This window comes from Rhodococcus sp. C1 (assembly GCF_020809065.1).
Taxonomy (GTDB): domain Bacteria; phylum Actinomycetota; class Actinomycetes; order Mycobacteriales; family Mycobacteriaceae; genus Rhodococcus_F; species Rhodococcus_F qingshengii.
In genome coordinates this window covers 5866167-5882070 of the sequence record NZ_CP078080.1, presented here as the reverse complement: position 1 = coordinate 5882070, position 15904 = coordinate 5866167, and the positions used below count along the sequence as shown (strand labels likewise).

Sequence of the window (15904 nt, the reverse complement as noted above, 5' to 3'; positions counted from 1 at the left end):
CTACTTTCGGGGGAGGAGGTCAGGACACCAGGTCGGGGATCGTGCGCGAAGCGAACAGTTCGTCGAAGTTCGGCAGTGATCCGAGCTTGTCCCGATTCTTGTTGTCTTGAAACAGAATCCACCCGTACGTCGCCGGGCTGTCCATGGCCAACACGTTGCGTAGGCTCAGCGCCTGCTTGTAGTCGTCGACCCGCTTGGCTGCAATCAGCGCAGCCAACTGTTCGTCGTCGTAGTCGGCCAGAATCTCTTTCGAGTACTTGACCAAGTGCTGGACGAGGGCGAAGTCCTCGGTCAGCACCAGGTTTCGGGCCGCTTTCTGCACTGCTGGATCGTCGGGTCCGGACGCACCCGGCGTGCGGGCGGTGGCGAGTTGTTGCGCGAAGTGAAGCACGGTGTACTCACTGAGCAGCGCATACATCGTCGCCGTATCGGTCTCGCCGTAGGCAGGGACTGCTCCGTTCAGTGCGGGGCGCCCGTCGCGCACTGCGAGTTTGAAGGTGCGGACCTGACGTGCTGCGATGGCGGACGCCAATTCTTCGAGGAGCTCTTTGTGCGACTTCGCAGCCAGGATTGCATCACTGTCCTGGTAGAGCATCAGTGCCTTGGGCATCGCGTAGACGAACGAGTGCTGTTCGACTTCCCAGTTCTCGAGCAGTCGGGTGCCGAGCGCGGATCCCGTTGCCTCCACATGCAGTTCGAGCAGGAGTTGTACTGCGTGGTTGTGGACGGCGGCAAGAGGGTCGGTCGCAGCGGTGATCGAACCCAGCAGTACGGAATCGGTACTTGCTCGCAGTGCCAATTCGCCACGAGGGTCGTACTGGTAGAAGAAGCCACCACTCATGCCGTTGCCGACACCCTTGCCGAACTCGCCGAGATTCACGACAGCACCGTTAGTCATGTACTCGCCGGCGAAGTCTCCGACACCTTCGACGACAGCACTGGCGCCGGAGTTGCGAACTGCGAAGCGATCGCCTGCTTCACCTTCGACGAACACTCGTCCACCGGTGGCGCCGAAGAGCGCGAAGTTGCCGATCAACACGTTTCCACCGGCGTCACTGGAGCCGCCGCCTGGGCTGCGCACGGCAATCACGCCGCCGCTCATGCTCTTTCCTACGCCGTCGTTACATGTCCCGGTGTGTTCCAGGTGCATGCCGTCGTTGCAGAATGCGCCGAACGACAGGCCCGCAGATCCGGTCGTCAGGACGCGCACGCTGCCCGGCGCCAGGTAGCGTCGCCCACGCTCGTCGGTCAGTACTCCCGGAGCGAGAAGGCCGGCCGCTCCGTAGTTGAGTTCGCGTTCGAGGTCGATCGCCAACTGACCACCGACGCTCTTGTTCCGGTTACCCAGGTGCAGTGCACCTTCGGCGAATTCAGGTCCGGACACGGCGACCGAGGCCTCGCCACGGTTGAAGAACACCGTACGAACCTCGTCCATGATCTTCTCGTCGAGCGCGTACTCACGTTCGAGGTACACAGGATTGTCGATGGTGATGTCCGGGGCGGACTCGAACATCGCGTCCAGCTTCAGATTGCCGACAATAGACGGGTGATCGAGCAGATGCAGGAGATCCGTTCGACCCCGCGCTTCCTGAAGGGACCGCATTCCCAGATTCGCGAGCAGTTCCCGAGTTTCGTGAGCGATGTTGAGAAGGTACTGCGCCATCGCGCGGGGATCGCCGTCGAACAGTTCCGGGTTGGTGGTCAGACCGGCGGGGCACTTGATGTTGCAGTTCTTGGCCATGACGCAGCCCATCATCATCAGCGCCGACGTACCGAACTCGAAGCTGTCTGCGCCGAGTAGGGCGGAAGTGATGATGTCGCTGCCGGTCTGATGCGCGCCCGAGCATCGCAGAACGACTTTCTGGCGAAGTCCGTTGGCACACAGAGCTTGATGGACCTCCGCGATACCGACCTCGGCCGCACGACCCGCGTATTTGAGGCTGGTCACCGAAGCTGCGCCGGTGCCACCGGTATTTCCGGCGACGTTGATGACGTCGGCGCCGGCCTTGGCGACACCGACGGCGATGGTGCCGATTCCTTCCGAGGACACCAACTTCACGATCACCCGAATGCGAGCTGCCTTGCAGTCGTGGATGAGCTGAGCGAGGTCCTCGATGGAGTACGTGTCGTGGTGAGGCGGCGGCGAAACCAGTTCGACGCCGGGCGTTCCGCCGCGGGCGGCAGCGATGTCGACGGTGACCTTGGCGGCCGGAAGCTGCCCGCCCTCACCGGGTTTTGCGCCTTGGCCGAGTTTGATCTCGATCTCTTCGAGCATCGGATCGGCGAGGTAGCCCGCCCAGATTCCGAAGCGTCCGGATGCAAACTGCTTGATGCGCGATGCACGAATCGTGTTGTAGCGCGAAAGGTGTTCGCCGCCTTCGCCGCTGTTGGACATCGCACCGACCATGTTCGTGCCGTGCGCGACGGCTTCGTGCGCCGGAGCGTTCAGTGCGCCATGGCTCATGGCACCCGACGCCAACTTCGGGGTGATGTCGCTTGCACTCTGTACCTCGGAGAGAGGTACACCTGCCGGTGCGACCCTCAGCTTGGACAGGAACTCTGCCGCAATACCGGTTGCATTCAGCACCAGATCCGGGTCGGTGGCCTCGATGGTGACGTCGTCGGCAAAGGCGACGGAAAGAGCATCGCCGAGTGCTACCACCCGAGCGGTGTCGTCGGCCAGTGGACCGCCCAGGCTAAGTGTGTACCGGCCGTCCGCGGCAGATTCACACCGGATTCCACGCATCACGATCGTCTTATTGCCGCGCACCGAGAATCGGCTGATCTGGTCGGTGAACTCGGCTGTCGTCACCGCAAATGTGACATCACCGGGCACGGAGATGACATCGCGCAACGCGGCGGGACGACGCGATCGTTCCGCAGCCATGACAGTGGAAAAGTCCCGGTACCCGGCGGTGATGTCGAAGTCGTCGATCTGCTCGGTGGTCAACCGGTCGAAGCTCGTCGCCCGGTATGCCCCGGCGTCGAGGCGGAAGGCGTCGTCGAGCCGTCCGAGCGGCAGTAGACGTAGAGCCTCGAATTGTTCTGTTCCGGAGGGACTGTCGAACGCGATCTTCTCCTCGGTGAGTTCGACGTACTTACGGACCGCGGTGGTACCGAACGAATGCCCTGCGCCGTCTGCACGCTCCTTGAACAGGCCGAGCAGTGGCAGATCCTTCTCGCCCCCGACTGCGCTCGCACGCTCGTGCCACTGCTTCGAGGTCACCGCGACGGTCTCGAAACCGACGCCACCCACCGGTGACTTCATGTTGGGGAGCCACTGGCGCAGAACAGGGTCGGACGTATCGAGGAAGTTGGGTTCGAAAAATTCTCCGCCGATGTAGCTTTCGACGGTGCACAGACCGACGCGTCCCATCGTCTTCATCAGGGACTTCTCGGCGGCCTTCGCGAAGCGTCGGAACGCGGCATCCGGGTCAGCGGCGAACTTCTCCTCGGCTCGCAACTGAACGGACAGCGGGTAGACGGCGGAAGCGCCGAAACCGAGTGCGGCCGCAACGTGGTGGGAGGACTCGATCTGGCCGCTCTCCACGATGAGAGAGACGCGCAATCGCAGGCCCGCGTCGATGAGGCGTTGGTTCAATGCTCCGACGACCATGATCGCGGGAAGTGTTGCGCGCTCGTGAGATACGTGGCGGTCGGTCAGGACTGCGATTCCGCCCTGTTCGGCCGCGAAGGCTACAACAGCGTCGCCGAGCGCGGTCATCGCGTCGACCATTGCCTGCGCGTCACCCTCGGCGGGGTAGAGCATTTCGAAGCGGCGGTGCGGAGTGTGGTTCTGTTCGCGGATCTTGAGCATGTCCAGGTGCCCGAGGATCGGCGAGGCGATGACGATCTGCTTGCCCTGTCCGGGAGACATCTTCGCACCCAATGCGACCCGGAGAGTCATACCGTCCGCTTCACGGATGCTGTCGAGCGGAGGGTTGGTGACCTGGGCGAATCGCTGCGAAAAGTAACGAGCCACGCCGCCTTCGCGGTCGCTGAATGCGTTGATGGCGTTGCCGTAACCCATGGCGGAGACCTTTTCGGCTCCGTGCGTGAGCATCGGATCCATCAGGAATTTGAAACTTTCCTGATCCAGGGAGTACGCCATGTAGCGCTGATGAACCTCGAAGGTGCCGTTGTAGCGGGTCGGGGAGCTGACCTTCTCCGCTGGCACGGCGGGAATGTCTTCGATCAGGATTCGCGATTGCTCCAGCAACGACTGGTAGTCGCGCTGAGCGGCAATCTTTTCCAGAGCTTCGCGGGCAGTGTAGGTATGGCGATCGCGATGATCGAAGTACAACATTCCGCCGGCCTCGACGCGGCCACGGTGAATCACCGTCTCGGGTGCGAACGCGATCTGTCCGGCTTCGGAGAATGCGCACACGTAGTCGTGTGTCTCGATCGTGCGTAGTGGACGCAGACCGAGGCGATCCAGGCGCGCACCGATGATGGTGCCGTCGCCGAACACCAGCGCTGCCGGTCCGTCGTTCTTCTCCTCGTACAGCGAGAAGTACTCGAACATCGCACGCACTGCGGGGGAGAGGGTGGTGTCGTTTTCCCAGGCCGGCGGCATCATCGAGACCACAGCCGTCACCAGGTCGACACTGTCCTCGATGACGCGTGCTTCCAGGGTCTGATCGAGTCGGCAACTGTCGGACTGGCCGGGCGGACGGACGATCGCACGTCGTTTTGCACTGGCGACAGCAGCTTCGGAGAGCCGATTCTTCTTGTCCGTGTTCAGTTCTCCGTTGTGAGCCATGAACCGGAACGGCTGCGCCATCGTGGGATGCGGGTCCGTGTTGGTCGAGAACCGCGTATGGAAGTACATCGTGTGCACGGCGTGATCGGGGTCGACCAGGTCGCGGAAGTACGGGATCACTTCGTCGGAGTTCAAGCGACCCTTGAGAACCTGAGTTCGCGCGCTCAGCGAGAGTGGGTACAACCCGCGCAGTGCAGGGGTGTTGTACGCGATGGCTTCGATGGCGAGCAGAGCTTCGTGCACGAGGCGATCGACTACCGCAGGCTCGGTGCGAGGAGTGGGCACCTCGAAAATCCACTGCCTGACCGGAAGTTGATGCGCGATCGCGGCCGGCCGAATCGCCGAGTTGTCGACCGGGACGTCGCGCACTGCGAGAGTGGTGAAACCGCGATCGAGAAGTTCACGTTCGACCAGGGCGGCAGCGCGAGCGTGCTGGGCGTCGTCGTCCGGAAGGAAGAAGTTGCCGACGCAGAAGCGTCCGGCGCGAAGGTCGGAGCGCCCGGTTACCTTGCGGAAGAACCGGAGGGAGAGGTCCACCGAGACGCCGCCGCCGTCGCCGACGCCCTCGGAGGACATACCGCCGCGGTGCGGAACCGAGCAGAGCGCTTCGCGGCCCCTGATCAGGACATCGTGGGTCTGCACGCCGTCCTTGCGCGTGATGAACCCGACCCCGCAACTGCTCTTGTCATCTGCGGGGTCGTACAAACCGACGATGGACGTGCTCACTGCAGCAACCTTCTCCCTGTCCTGGTTGCCCGGAGATTGTTCGACCGGGCAGATACGACGGCATGTATTCCGTCAGGGCAGGGCGTCGCTGCTTCGATGAAGCGGCACCCGAATGGGTTCAGACTACTGAGTAGAGGCTTACCTTAGTCAAGTCTGCTTGGTGTGACTTGGATCTGAGCAGGTCAGAGGGTTGCTTTGTAGGCAAGTGCGTAGGCGATCTTGCCCGGCTTGTCGTCTGTGTACGGCTTGGACAGCTTTGCGAACTCGCCCTTGGACTCGGCTTTGCCGTCGTTCCAGGCCGACAGGACGCCAAGATCGGTGGCAGTGAATCCGCTGTCGACGACGGCATCGCCCGTCAACGCTGTCTGTGCTTTGGTCACCGACTTCACGGTGCCCAGGTAGCTGGAGAGATCATCGCGATTCCAGTTGGTGAGGTCGACGGGCGCGGTGTCGCGGACCCAGGCGCCCCAGTAGAACTCCTGGAACGGAATCGTGCCTGCGGCGAATCCGATGTCGCGGGAGAAGTACATCAAGCTGCGGTACTTGTCGTCGGCGAAGTTGGCCAGGCCGACGCTCTTCGGCAGAGCCTGGACCGGTACCTGGTTTCCGTCGACGTCACGCGACCAGACCCACTTGTTCTTTTCCATCTCGGTCCAGAAGGCGCCTTCACTCAGGCCACTGAGGTTGCCGAGAACCCGCAGTCGCACGTGCAGGTCGGGGCCTCCGTCGGCCGTCTCGATGAAGGACGTGAGGGTGTGGTGACCGTCGGTCAGGTAGAGATCGCCGCGGGGTCCGACGACCACGGTCTTCATGGGCGCGATGCTCTCGGCGGTTTCCTGACCCACTGGAATCTGGCAGGTGAAGGACGACGGGTCCTTCAGCGTCGACGCCGCAGTAGCGGTCGCGGCCTGGATCTGGCCGTTCGCCTCACACCAGTCGTCGAACTTCTTGTTGATCGTGTCTTTTCCGAGCGTGTATCGCCCGAGCTTGTAGTACACCTCGTCGTAGCCGAGTGACGGTTGTGTCGCGTGAACGTCGCCGATGCGCACGTCCAGGAGATCACCTTCCTTGGCGCACAGGTACTCCGATCCGCCGGCGGAGCCTGAGAACGAACCGGTGGAGATTCCGCCACACGCGAGGGGAGCGGCGACAGCGGGAGTGCTGACCAATGTTCCGGCGCCGAGCAGTGCCAGTGTTGTGAGTGCCGAGATGGCGGAACGACGCATGTGGGGATCTCTCCTGATGATGGGTTCGCACGTGAAGAAGCTTGCGTCACAATCGCTCAGGGTGGTTTCGGACTTACTGACAACAGACGTCCGCGCGGTGGCTACCACGTGAATTCACGTCGTAACCACCGCGCGGTGAGCCTGTTGGTTGATCAGCCCTGCAGTTGATCAGCCTTGCAATTGATCAGCCCTTGTAGTTGTAGAAGCCCTCGCCGACAGCAACGCCGAGCTTGCCCTCGTCGATGTAGTTCTTCTTGATGTAGTCGGCGAATTCGCGCTGCTTCTCGCCGCCCTGGGAGGAGATGTTGTAGACGGTGGTCAACCCGACGACGTCCATGATCTGGAAGGGGCCGAACGGGGCTCCGGTGCCGATACGCCACGTCTTGTCGACCATGTCGGGATCGGCGATGCCGTCGATCAGCAGGTCGGAGGCCGCGTTGAGGAGCGGGACCAGGAGCGAGTTGAGTACGTAGCCCGCCTTCTCCTTCTTGAGTTCGATCGGCACCATGCCGATGTTCTTCGCGAACTCGACGACCTCGCGGTACACGGCGGGGTCGGTGGACTCGGTGCCCATGACCTCGGCAGTGTTGTTGACCCACACGTGATTTGCGAAGTGCAGTGCGAGGAACTTCTCGGGGCGGCCGGTGAACTCCTTGAGATCGCTCGGCAGCAGCGTCGAGGAGTTGGTAGCGAACACCGTGTGCTCAGGAGCAACCGTGGCAAGCTTCTCGTAGGTGTCGCGCTTGATGGCGATGTCCTCGGGAATTGCCTCGATGACCAGGTCGGCCTTGGCGACGGCTTCGCCTAGATCGTACGAGTACGTAATACGTTGCAGCGCTTCGTCAGCCTTGCCTTCCTTGGCACCCTCGACGTTCTCGGCCTTGTAGGCCGCGGCCAACGAGTCGAACCGAGCCTTGGCCTTTTCGATGACCTCGGCGTTGATGTCGTACGCGACGACGTCGAAGCCGTGATAGGCGGCCTGATAGGCGATCTGTGAGCCGAGAACTCCGGTACCCAGAACGGTGATCTGCTTCAGTTCAGTCATTTTCGATCCTCAATCCTATTCGGTGGGTAGTCCGGCAAGCGTCAATCGGACCTGTGCGGCAACGATGTTCGTGAGTTCGTCAGCCGTGATCCGGTCCAATGCCGCGCGGGCTATTTCGAAGTGCAGCACGTTGGAAATCGTTCGCGCTGCAGTGGTGGTTCGGGTGGTGTGGTGGGGGTGTGCCTCGTGCAAGATTTGCGCAATCCGCGTTTGCAGGCGCTGCGAGAGTTCCAGGCCTTCGGCCCGGAAACACTCGCTGGGCTCACCGAACAACACCTCGCGTTGGTAGATGCCGGTGTTCTCGTCGCTTCGGCGACTTGCGATCAGCAGGGGTGAAACCAGCTCGAGCACACGATCTTCTGTGCCGGTCGACTTGGCTTCACACTCTTCTCCCAATTCGATCTGCTTGCGGTATTCCGCGTTGTACACCATGAGCAGCAACTCGGCTTTGCTTGCGGCGTAACGAAAGAGAGTGCCGCCGGCTACATCGGCGCGGTCGGCAATTTCTTGAGTTGTGACTGCGCTGTAGCCCTTTTCCGCGAACAGTTCGGCAGCGGCGTCGAAGATGCGTGTCTGCTTCTCGAGTTTGTTGCGTTCGCGACGGCCCAGCTCTTGGTCCGGCTTCGTCATCCCGCTCACCTCGTTCCATTTCGGATCACGCTCATAAATGAGTCTACTCCGAAATATCGGGAGGGTGGAGTCTCCTCCGTCACATCACCGCAGTCCGCTGACCCAACCGGCGAACACGTCTGAGAACACGTCCGCTTCGCACGCATGCGCCGATTCGGGATAGGCGCACTCTGGGTATCCGGCGACGACGGCGGCAAGTTCGACGTTGCAACACTGCGCCAAGAGGCCACGCAGGAGATCCGCAACCGACCAACCCGCGACGGATACCGCAGGGATTCCCTCTTCCTCGTACACCTTCACCAGATCGGCGTGCCTCCAGGACAATTCCTCGGCCACCAGTGCATCAGGGTTGAAAGACATGGCGCGGTCGAGTGATCCGCGCAGAAGTGAGTGCGGATCGTCCTCGCCGCGAAGCCTGGTCGCGAGGTCCGCCGGCGCCTTCTGCATGACGAACATCCAAGGTTTGCCGTCGGGAAAGACTCCACCGAAGCCTGCCACGTTGAACGGTAGGTGGCTACTGAGAAAATCGGTCTCCACGTCGACGTGTTGATCGTCGCCCAGATGAATGAAGTGGCCGGAGGCAATTTCCTCGCCCATTGCCGGCTCAGCCCATGTGTTGTTCCACAGATCGGTCATCCGACTGCCTTCGGGAAAATCGAGAACCTCGAAGAGAAAACCCATGTCTCTACAACTCCCCGTCGAAGTGGGTGGTTACTCCACCGGTCAGTCGAGAAACCGTCTGCGCCGAGGTCGCGAGGACGACTCGGCTTGTCTCGAAGGTCATCTCGTCGCGTTCGGTGTCCTCCGATTCGGGATCTTCGGCGAGTGAGAAGTCGAGTTCCACCTCTCGATCGGTGCTGGAACAGACCGAGATCATCAGCCCGAGTCGTTCGTCGGTGAACGCCGGAAGCGATTTCTCGGGATGGAAGTCTGCGGCCGCGTGAAAGAAGAACGCCGCCAGCCGTTCGACGAATCCGTCGTCCGTATGTCGGCTGAGATACTGATTGAAGCGGTCGGGGCTGAGCAGCCCGACGTCGAAAACGAGTGTGGGTACGTCGGATTCGAAGACAGTGGCGGGAACCGCATGACTGCGAAGGAAGACTGCGGCGCCGCCGTATCCCGGCAACCTGAACCCATCACGCATCTGGTGTACTCCCGTCGCAGTGGTGTCCTGTCCACGCTAGGCCATTGCTCGGCCGCGTGCTGCCTACTCGAGTAGGCAGCTTGATGGAAGAATCACCGCCTATGACTGCTGTCCTGTACCCGCCCGTCGAGCCGTACGAGTCGGGGCTGTTGGAAGTGGCGGACGGTCAGAGTCTCTACTGGGAGACAGTCGGCAATCCGGCGGGCATTCCGGTTCTCTACCTACACGGCGGTCCTGGTTCGGGATGCACTGTCGGCGCCAGGCGTTTCTTCGATCCCGAAGTCTTTCGCGCAGTTCTGTTCGATCAGCGAGGCTGTGGGCGCAGTCTTCCGCTAGCGAGCAGTCCGGACGTCGATCTGACCGTGAACACCACGGCGCACATTGTGGAAGACATCGAGCGTCTTCGTGAGCATCTCGGTATCGAGCGATGGATCGTCACGGGACTTTCCTGGGGCGTGAGTTTGGGTCTGGTGTACGCGCAGGCGTTTCCCGCGCGGGTGCAAGCGATGGCCCTGGGCGCGATCACCGGCGGGACGAGGGTCGAAATCGAGTGGATCACCCGTGCCATGGGCCGGGTATTTCCGCGTGAATGGGAGGAGTTCGTGGCGCCGTTGCCGGTGGACGAGCGTGACGGAAACCTCCCCGCGGCGTACGCGCGACTGCTTGCCGATCCGGATCCTGTTGTGCGCGAGAATGCCGCGTTGCAGTGGTGCCGTTGGGAAGACGTGCACGTGTCGCTGATGCCGGGGTGGACTCCGAGTGTTCGATACCAGAATCCGGACTTCCGCCGGGTGATGACCAGGCTGGTCACGCATTACTGGGGTAACGACTGCTTCCTGGCGCCGAATCAGATATTGGACGGAATGGACCGTCTCGCTGAGATTCCCGCGATTCTCGTGCACGGACGGTATGACATTTCCGGGCCACTCGACACTGCCTGGGCGATCCACCGGCGTTGGCCGGGTAGTGAGTTGGTGGTACTCGACGGCGCCGGGCATGGCGGCAGCGGATTCAACGAGGCAATCGTGGAAGCGCTGAATTCACTGGCTCATTCGGCCTGATCGAGTGCCCCGGCGCGGGCCGCAGCGAGCGCGCCGGCAGCAGCACGATCGGCAACCGACTGGTCGACCGGTAGATCGGCGACCAGCAGGCGATAGTAGATGGGTGCGGCGACGGCCGCCAGAAGATCAGCGGCCGAGACCTTCTCGGAGATCTCCCCGCGCTCGACTGCTCGGCGAACGACGATGTCTGCCAGTTCGTAACGTGCGGAATAGAACTCGCGCTTGAGTCTCGCGACCTCGGGCGTGCGGACCGCATCGGAGAACAGTGCAGCCACCAACGCGCCGCCTGACTCGCTGGTCACCAGTGCGACTATCGATCTGGCCATCTCGCGCAGATCGGATTCGATGGAACCGGTATCCGGGATGGGAACGGTGGTTGCCGATACCTCGACGGCCGCGTCGGCCACCAGTTGGGACAGCGTGCTCCATCGCCGGTAGATCGTGGTCTTGTGGACTCCGGAGCGGGTGGCTATGTCCTCGATGGTCATCGCGGCGAATCCGCGTTCGGACAATTCGGCCGCCGTGGCTGCCAGGACGGCCTCGCGCACCCTGGCACTACGCCCTCCGGGCCGTTGTGGTGTCGAAGTCATAAGCCAACCTTATCGCAACAAGGTGTTGTGTTAGCTGGAGGCACGTGGTTCACTGAGCTAATGCAACTGATCGTTGCATTAGAGATGAATTGAGGGGTGTTTTCCCATGTCATACGAATTTCCTGTCGATCGCCGAGGTCTCTTCGAAGAGCGCGCAGGACAGTTTCTGAGCTTCGGGCTCCCCGTCTCGGATCTCGAGGAACTGCGCGCGTCCATCCACTCGACCTGGGCCGACGCGCCGGGTGGTTGGTCGTACGAGTGGTCGGCGTTGGCAGCAAAGTACTCCGCCGACGGCAATCATTCACTCGCGGCGATGATCTACGGAATCGCCAAGTTCCCCGTCCTGGCCAACGATTCGCGGCGCCGGGCCCTGCAGAATCAGGTGGACGAATACGTCAAGGCAGCACCGGGATTCGGGCTCGAGTTCGAGCGTCGAATCCTGTCCCTGCCCTACCGATCCGGCGAGATCGAGCTACCGGTACACATTCTCTCCGTGGACGGAAGGTACGAGGATGCACCCGCCCTGTTGCTCAGCGGCGGCGTCGACGGCTGGAAGATGGACATGCATCCGTTGGTCAGTGCGTTCGCGAAGAACGCCGGAGTGACTGTTGTTGCTTTCGACCAGCCGGGAACTGGTGAATCACCGGTTCCTCTCGACGCTTTCGGTGACGAGGTGATCGACGGACTGGTGGCGACGGCTCGCGCCCTCGGCAATGGCCAGGTGGCACACCTGGGAGTCTCCTTCGGTGGCAACTTCGCCGTGCGGTCGGGGTTGACCGGCGCCGTCGATGCGGTGATCAACATCGGCGCCCCGGTCAAGGGCGCGTTCGAGACCGCGAACGCGGAGCGCCTGGTCTACGGCATGGGTGACATCGTCGGAAACGCACTGGGTTTCGATGCACCGGCAACCAAAGAGGCGCTGGTACAGGGTCTGCGTGCTTTCGATCGCAGTGTCTTGATGACCGCCGACGACGGCCGGACCCCGATGCTTGTGGTCAACGGGGCCGACGACGTTCACATCCCGCTCTCCGACACCACTCTCTTCGAGGAGCGCCCGAACACGCAGGTACACGTCATCCCGGATGCGGGGCACTGCGCAGTGACCAAGCTGCCCGAGTTGACGCCGATGATGATCGAGTGGCTACGAGATGCCCTGTCAGGAACCGCTCCACGAACCGGTCGATGATCCGCCGCCGAAGCTGGCAAAACGATACGTCGCAAGAACGGCCTTGTGATCGGTCGGCCACGGCGTCGGTGAAGCGATGAAGTTGTCCTGGGAGTTCTCCTCCACTCTTTTGTTGTGCACGATCGTCTTTCGCGGGCCGATGATCCCGACGGATCCCAGCTTCAGGTCGGAAGCGCGGTCGGCGAAGATGTAGTCGATCCGATCGCGTTCGTCTGCCTCGGGTGCCCAGGTGAGCTGTGAGGTGTCGACGTCGGGATTGTCGGACGGCCAGGTGAAGCCCGGGTGTGTGGCCGGGTTCGGGTACTTACTGCGGTAAGCGTCGACGAATCCGGCTTGGTCGAGCAGGCGGGTGGATTCCCAAGGAACGACTACACCGTTGTGGTCGAACAGATTTCGCGTGCTGTCGGTCCAATCCAGGGCCGACGGTTCGTTGAAATCGCCACCGAGGATGACGGATCTGCCCTTGGCCCGTTCTTTTGCCGCATCGTCGACGAACGTCGAAATTGCCTTGGGTCGTCCCGAATTGATGTTCACACGCTGAACCGTCTCGGGGTCCGTGACCGGACCGGACGGCATCTTGTTCCAACCGAACTCGGAGAACTCTCCGGGCTTGGGAACACCCGCGCCGTATCCGCGCGGTAGATACGTCGCGTAGGACGTGTAGGCCAGATGTGCCGAGTAGGCGGCGATTTGTTTGCCGTCGACCGTCACGACTGCCTTGATCATCGAGTTCAGGTCGGCTGTTTCCTCGATCGGAAACTTGGAGAGAATCCCCACGTCGGAGGACGCTGCTCCGTAGAAGGTGGTTCCTGATTTGGTCAGCATGTCCGCCAATGCAGTTGTCGCAGTGCCGGCTTCCGACAGGAGTACTATCGACGCCTGTGTCGAGATGATCATGTCGGCGATCAGCTGCAGGCCACCGTTGATCTTGGTTCCGCCGTGCCAGGTGTTGAGGGAGAGCACTTTGATCTCCTGCGCGGGGCTCGCCCCCGCGACGGAGGTATTGGCACCCAATGTAAATGCGCTCGCGGTGACTGTGCCCGCGGCTACCGCCATCGCCTTGACCATCTGGCGGCGCGTCAATCCATTCATCAAATCCCGGCTCTCGTTGTCGTGTGCTCGAACCCCCGGAAGATGATTACCATCGCTACCTAAACGGACAGTTAACCAATTGTAAAATGGCAGATTTCCACAGAACGCCGTGCGGGCAATAGTCTTCTGATCGTGGTACTCAGTGAGCGTTTCCCCGGTAACAAGACCTTCGCAAAGGTTCGTGTCCTGCCGCCGGTGGTGAAGCTGCTCCTCCTCTCGATGGTGCTGTTCAACATCGGGTTCTATCTGGTTGTCCCCTTTCTGGCGGTGCACCTTTCGGAGGACCTCGGATTTGCGGCCTGGATTGTCGGCCTCGTCCTCGGATTGCGGATGTTCAGTCAGCAGGGCATGTTCTTCATCGGTGGAAGCCTCGCCGACAGGTTCGGCAAGCGTCCGATCATCCTGCTGGGCATAGCCGTTCGTGTAGTCGGTTTTCTGATGCTCGGTCTGGCAGAAAGCATGAGCGCCGTGATCGTCGGCGTGCTCCTGGTCGGCTTTGCTGCCGCGCTCTTCGCGCCCGCAGTGGAGTCGGCCAACGCGGAGTACGGACGCGAACTCGAGTCCGCCGGAGTTATGCGTCGTACCGATTTGTTTGCAGTGGAACAGATGTGCAGCCGCCTGGGAACAGTGATCGGTCCGGCGCTGGGAGCTGCTCTCCTGATGTTTCCGTTCTCGTGGACGGCGTCGAGCGCCGCGTTGCTCTTCGCGATCATGTGGGTCGGGTTCTTCATCTGGTTCCCCCGACCGGGCGATGCCCACGACGGCCCGGTGTCGACCTATACGCTGCGCGACGTCTGGCGAAGCGTCCTGACCAACAACAACTTTCTGCTCTTCGCGACGCTCTGCAGTTTTCAGCTGGTTGCGTACAGCCAGCTGTACCTGATGCTTCCGGAACAGCTCGAGCGCGGAATCGGTTCGCAGTCGGCGCTGGGATGGTTCTACGTGGGCGCGGCGGTGTTGGTGATCGTCGGGCAGGGACCGACGGTCGCGGTTGCCCACCGCATCGGGCATCGGCGCGCGATCACCTTCGGGCTTGTGCTCATTTCGGTGTCGTTCCTGGTTCCGCTGGTCACCGGCGTCGACTCCGCAGCTTCGGCGTCGACGCAGATAGTCGGTCTGGCGGTGTGGATCGGGCTGCTGCACCTGGGACAGATGTTGATGGTGCCGCCGATGCGAGACACCATCGCGATCCTCGGTCGTGAAAGCAACCTCGGAGCGCACTTCGGCATGCTCAACACGATCGGCGGTCTGCTCGCGCTCCTGGGAACCGTGGGAGTCGGATTCGTGTACGACCTCGTCGACAACGGCCACGCAGCGCCGGCGTCACCATGGGTGATCGTTGCGCTCTGCGTGGCCGTGTCGGCTGTGGTGTTGTGGGTGTGGTCAGGCCGAACGAAAGTTATCGACCAGCGATCGTCTGATTGATCTTTGCGACGAAATCTTCCAGCACAAACGGAATGGTGAGTGGGTTCGGCATGGACACCGCGTCACTGACGATGGGGTCCAAGCTGATCAGGCCTCCGGTCTCGACCACGTTCAGATTGGTGAACGCCGGCTGCGACTCCATCTCGGCGCGAGCCTTCTCGTAGTTGTCGAAGAGCAGGTAGTCGCACTCGAGGAGGTCGTAGTTCTCGGCGGAGATCTCGTAGTTCAGCTTGCCCGCGAACCGATCCTTCAGTGCGGCAGGCGCCGTGAATCCCAATTGCGTGAGCAGCTGAGCCCGCGCTGCCTCGGGGCTGAACGCTCGCAGATTTCCGTCGCTCCAGCGAATGACGAGAGCTGCTGTCTTGCCTTCGAACTGGGGGTTCTCCGCGCGGGTGCGAACGATGAGGTCTTCGACTTCCTGGACCTCCTTCTTTGCCTGCGCGGGAACGCCCACAGCCGTACCGATGCGGGTCGTGACTTCCTGCCAGGGCAGAACCCAATCCGTCTGATCGGCGGCGTGCAGCACCGTCGGCGCGATGGCGCTGAGCTGCTTGTACAGATCCTCGTCGATCGCGTTGTTGACGGCGATGATCAGGTCAGGCGCTGCAGCCACGATCGTTTCGATGTCGAAATCGGTGGTGGCGTTGGCCAATGGCGTCGGCTCGGCGCCCTGGACTGCGGAGTCGGCCCAGACGCCGATTCCGTCGTCGGTCGATCCCTTCCACACCGGGACCAGGACGGGCGTCAGCCCGAGGGAAAGCAAAACGTCCGCGTCGCCGATACCGACCGCTGCGATGCGGCTGGGTGCCTGCTCGATGGTGGTGGAGCCGAACTTGTGGTCGATCGTCACCGGGAAGGCGTTGACCTCGGCGTGAGCACCTTCGGTGCCGGGAGTGGATTCGCCTTTCGCACTGTCGCCGCAGGCAGCAAGGGCGAAACCGGCTGCTGTTGCGAAGGTGACGGACAGCATGGCACGGCGGCTCAACATAGGGTTCACGGCAACCTCGGGTTTCATGG

Annotated in this window: 12 protein-coding genes; 3 read left to right on the top strand and 9 right to left on the bottom strand. The window is 61.9% G+C overall.

The genetic code is table 11. The features are described from left to right. Positions 1-19 precede the first annotated feature (19 nt). The 6 genes from KTR60_RS27205 to KTR60_RS27180 all read right to left on the bottom strand — a co-directional run bounded on the left by KTR60_RS27205 (position 20) and on the right by KTR60_RS27180 (position 9533). Positions 20-5488 carry a glutamate synthase-related protein gene (locus KTR60_RS27205; protein WP_228401457.1) on the bottom strand — a complete coding sequence of 1823 codons (5469 nt, stop codon included), beginning with the start codon at positions 5486-5488 and terminating at the stop codon, positions 20-22. 182 nt (positions 5489-5670) lie between these two features. Next, the gene (locus KTR60_RS27200) at positions 5671-6714 is read right to left on the bottom strand and encodes a ParB/Srx family N-terminal domain-containing protein (protein ID WP_007730324.1); all 1044 of its coding nucleotides are present in this window, start codon (positions 6712-6714) and stop codon (positions 5671-5673) included. A 184-nt stretch (positions 6715-6898) separates the two neighbouring features. Continuing rightward, the gene (locus KTR60_RS27195) at positions 6899-7759 is read right to left on the bottom strand and encodes a 3-hydroxyacyl-CoA dehydrogenase (RefSeq protein ID WP_007730327.1); all 861 of its coding nucleotides are present in this window, start codon (positions 7757-7759) and stop codon (positions 6899-6901) included. Positions 7760-7774: 15 nt separating this feature from the next. Then, positions 7775-8389 (bottom strand): TetR/AcrR family transcriptional regulator, encoded by a 615-nt coding sequence (locus tag KTR60_RS27190; RefSeq protein ID WP_007730330.1) that lies wholly within the window; start codon positions 8387-8389, stop codon positions 7775-7777. 84 nt (positions 8390-8473) lie between these two features. Continuing rightward, positions 8474-9070 (bottom strand): hypothetical protein, encoded by a 597-nt coding sequence (locus KTR60_RS27185; RefSeq protein ID WP_007730333.1) that lies wholly within the window; start codon positions 9068-9070, stop codon positions 8474-8476. Between the two features lie 4 nt (positions 9071-9074). Beyond that, positions 9075-9533 carry a hypothetical protein gene (locus KTR60_RS27180; protein WP_003942982.1) on the bottom strand — a complete coding sequence of 153 codons (459 nt, stop codon included), beginning with the start codon at positions 9531-9533 and terminating at the stop codon, positions 9075-9077. Between the two features lie 101 nt (positions 9534-9634). Here KTR60_RS27180 and pip point away from each other — a divergent pair, with 101 nt between their 5' ends. Next, positions 9635-10594: a prolyl aminopeptidase gene (pip, locus tag KTR60_RS27175; RefSeq protein ID WP_007730337.1), complete on the top strand. Its 960-nt coding sequence runs from the start codon at positions 9635-9637 to the stop codon at positions 10592-10594. Here the strand turns inward: pip and KTR60_RS27170 are convergent. Then, on the bottom strand, positions 10582-11184 hold the full coding sequence (locus tag KTR60_RS27170; protein ID WP_050655008.1) for a TetR/AcrR family transcriptional regulator: 603 nt from the start codon (positions 11182-11184) through the stop codon (positions 10582-10584). The two genes, pip and KTR60_RS27170, sit on opposite strands and share 13 nt — an antisense overlap. A gap of 106 nt (positions 11185-11290) precedes the next feature. On the opposite strand from KTR60_RS27170, the gene KTR60_RS27165 reads away from it, so the two are divergent. After that, a complete protein-coding gene (locus tag KTR60_RS27165; RefSeq protein ID WP_007730347.1) occupies positions 11291-12370 on the top strand; it encodes an alpha/beta fold hydrolase in 1080 nt (359 codons plus the stop codon). Here the strand turns inward: KTR60_RS27165 and KTR60_RS27160 are convergent. Beyond that, the gene (locus tag KTR60_RS27160; protein ID WP_007730349.1) at positions 12341-13462 is read right to left on the bottom strand and encodes an endonuclease/exonuclease/phosphatase family protein; all 1122 of its coding nucleotides are present in this window, start codon (positions 13460-13462) and stop codon (positions 12341-12343) included. The genes KTR60_RS27165 and KTR60_RS27160 overlap by 30 nt on opposite strands. 132 nt (positions 13463-13594) lie before the next feature. Here KTR60_RS27160 and KTR60_RS27155 point away from each other — a divergent pair, with 132 nt between their 5' ends. Then, entirely contained in the window at positions 13595-14887 is a 1293-nt protein-coding gene (locus KTR60_RS27155; RefSeq protein ID WP_007730351.1) for an MFS transporter, read from the top strand. On the opposite strand, the gene KTR60_RS27150 is transcribed toward KTR60_RS27155, so the two are convergent. After that, entirely contained in the window at positions 14862-15875 is a 1014-nt protein-coding gene (locus tag KTR60_RS27150) for an ABC transporter substrate-binding protein (RefSeq protein WP_228401456.1), read from the bottom strand. The genes KTR60_RS27155 and KTR60_RS27150 overlap by 26 nt on opposite strands. Between the last annotated feature and the right edge of the window lie 29 nt (positions 15876-15904).

Excerpts from the sequence above, each read along its gene's own strand:
- KTR60_RS27200 (WP_007730324.1), bottom strand. The coding sequence starts at position 6,714 with ATGCGTCGTTCCGCCATCTCGGCACTCACAACACTGGCACTGCTCGGC.
- KTR60_RS27195 (WP_007730327.1), bottom strand. The coding sequence starts at position 7,759 with ATGACTGAACTGAAGCAGATCACCGTTCTGGGTACCGGAGTTCTCGGC.
- KTR60_RS27190 (WP_007730330.1), bottom strand. The coding sequence starts at position 8,389 with ATGACGAAGCCGGACCAAGAGCTGGGCCGTCGCGAACGCAACAAACTC.
- KTR60_RS27185 (WP_007730333.1), bottom strand. The coding sequence starts at position 9,070 with ATGGGTTTTCTCTTCGAGGTTCTCGATTTTCCCGAAGGCAGTCGGATG.
- KTR60_RS27180 (WP_003942982.1), bottom strand. The coding sequence starts at position 9,533 with ATGCGTGATGGGTTCAGGTTGCCGGGATACGGCGGCGCCGCAGTCTTC.
- pip (WP_007730337.1), top strand. The coding sequence starts at position 9,635 with ATGACTGCTGTCCTGTACCCGCCCGTCGAGCCGTACGAGTCGGGGCTG.
- KTR60_RS27170 (WP_050655008.1), bottom strand. The coding sequence starts at position 11,184 with ATGACTTCGACACCACAACGGCCCGGAGGGCGTAGTGCCAGGGTGCGC.
- KTR60_RS27165 (WP_007730347.1), top strand. The coding sequence starts at position 11,291 with ATGTCATACGAATTTCCTGTCGATCGCCGAGGTCTCTTCGAAGAGCGC.
- KTR60_RS27160 (WP_007730349.1), bottom strand. The coding sequence starts at position 13,462 with ATGAATGGATTGACGCGCCGCCAGATGGTCAAGGCGATGGCGGTAGCC.
- KTR60_RS27150 (WP_228401456.1), bottom strand. The coding sequence starts at position 15,875 with ATGTTGAGCCGCCGTGCCATGCTGTCCGTCACCTTCGCAACAGCAGCC.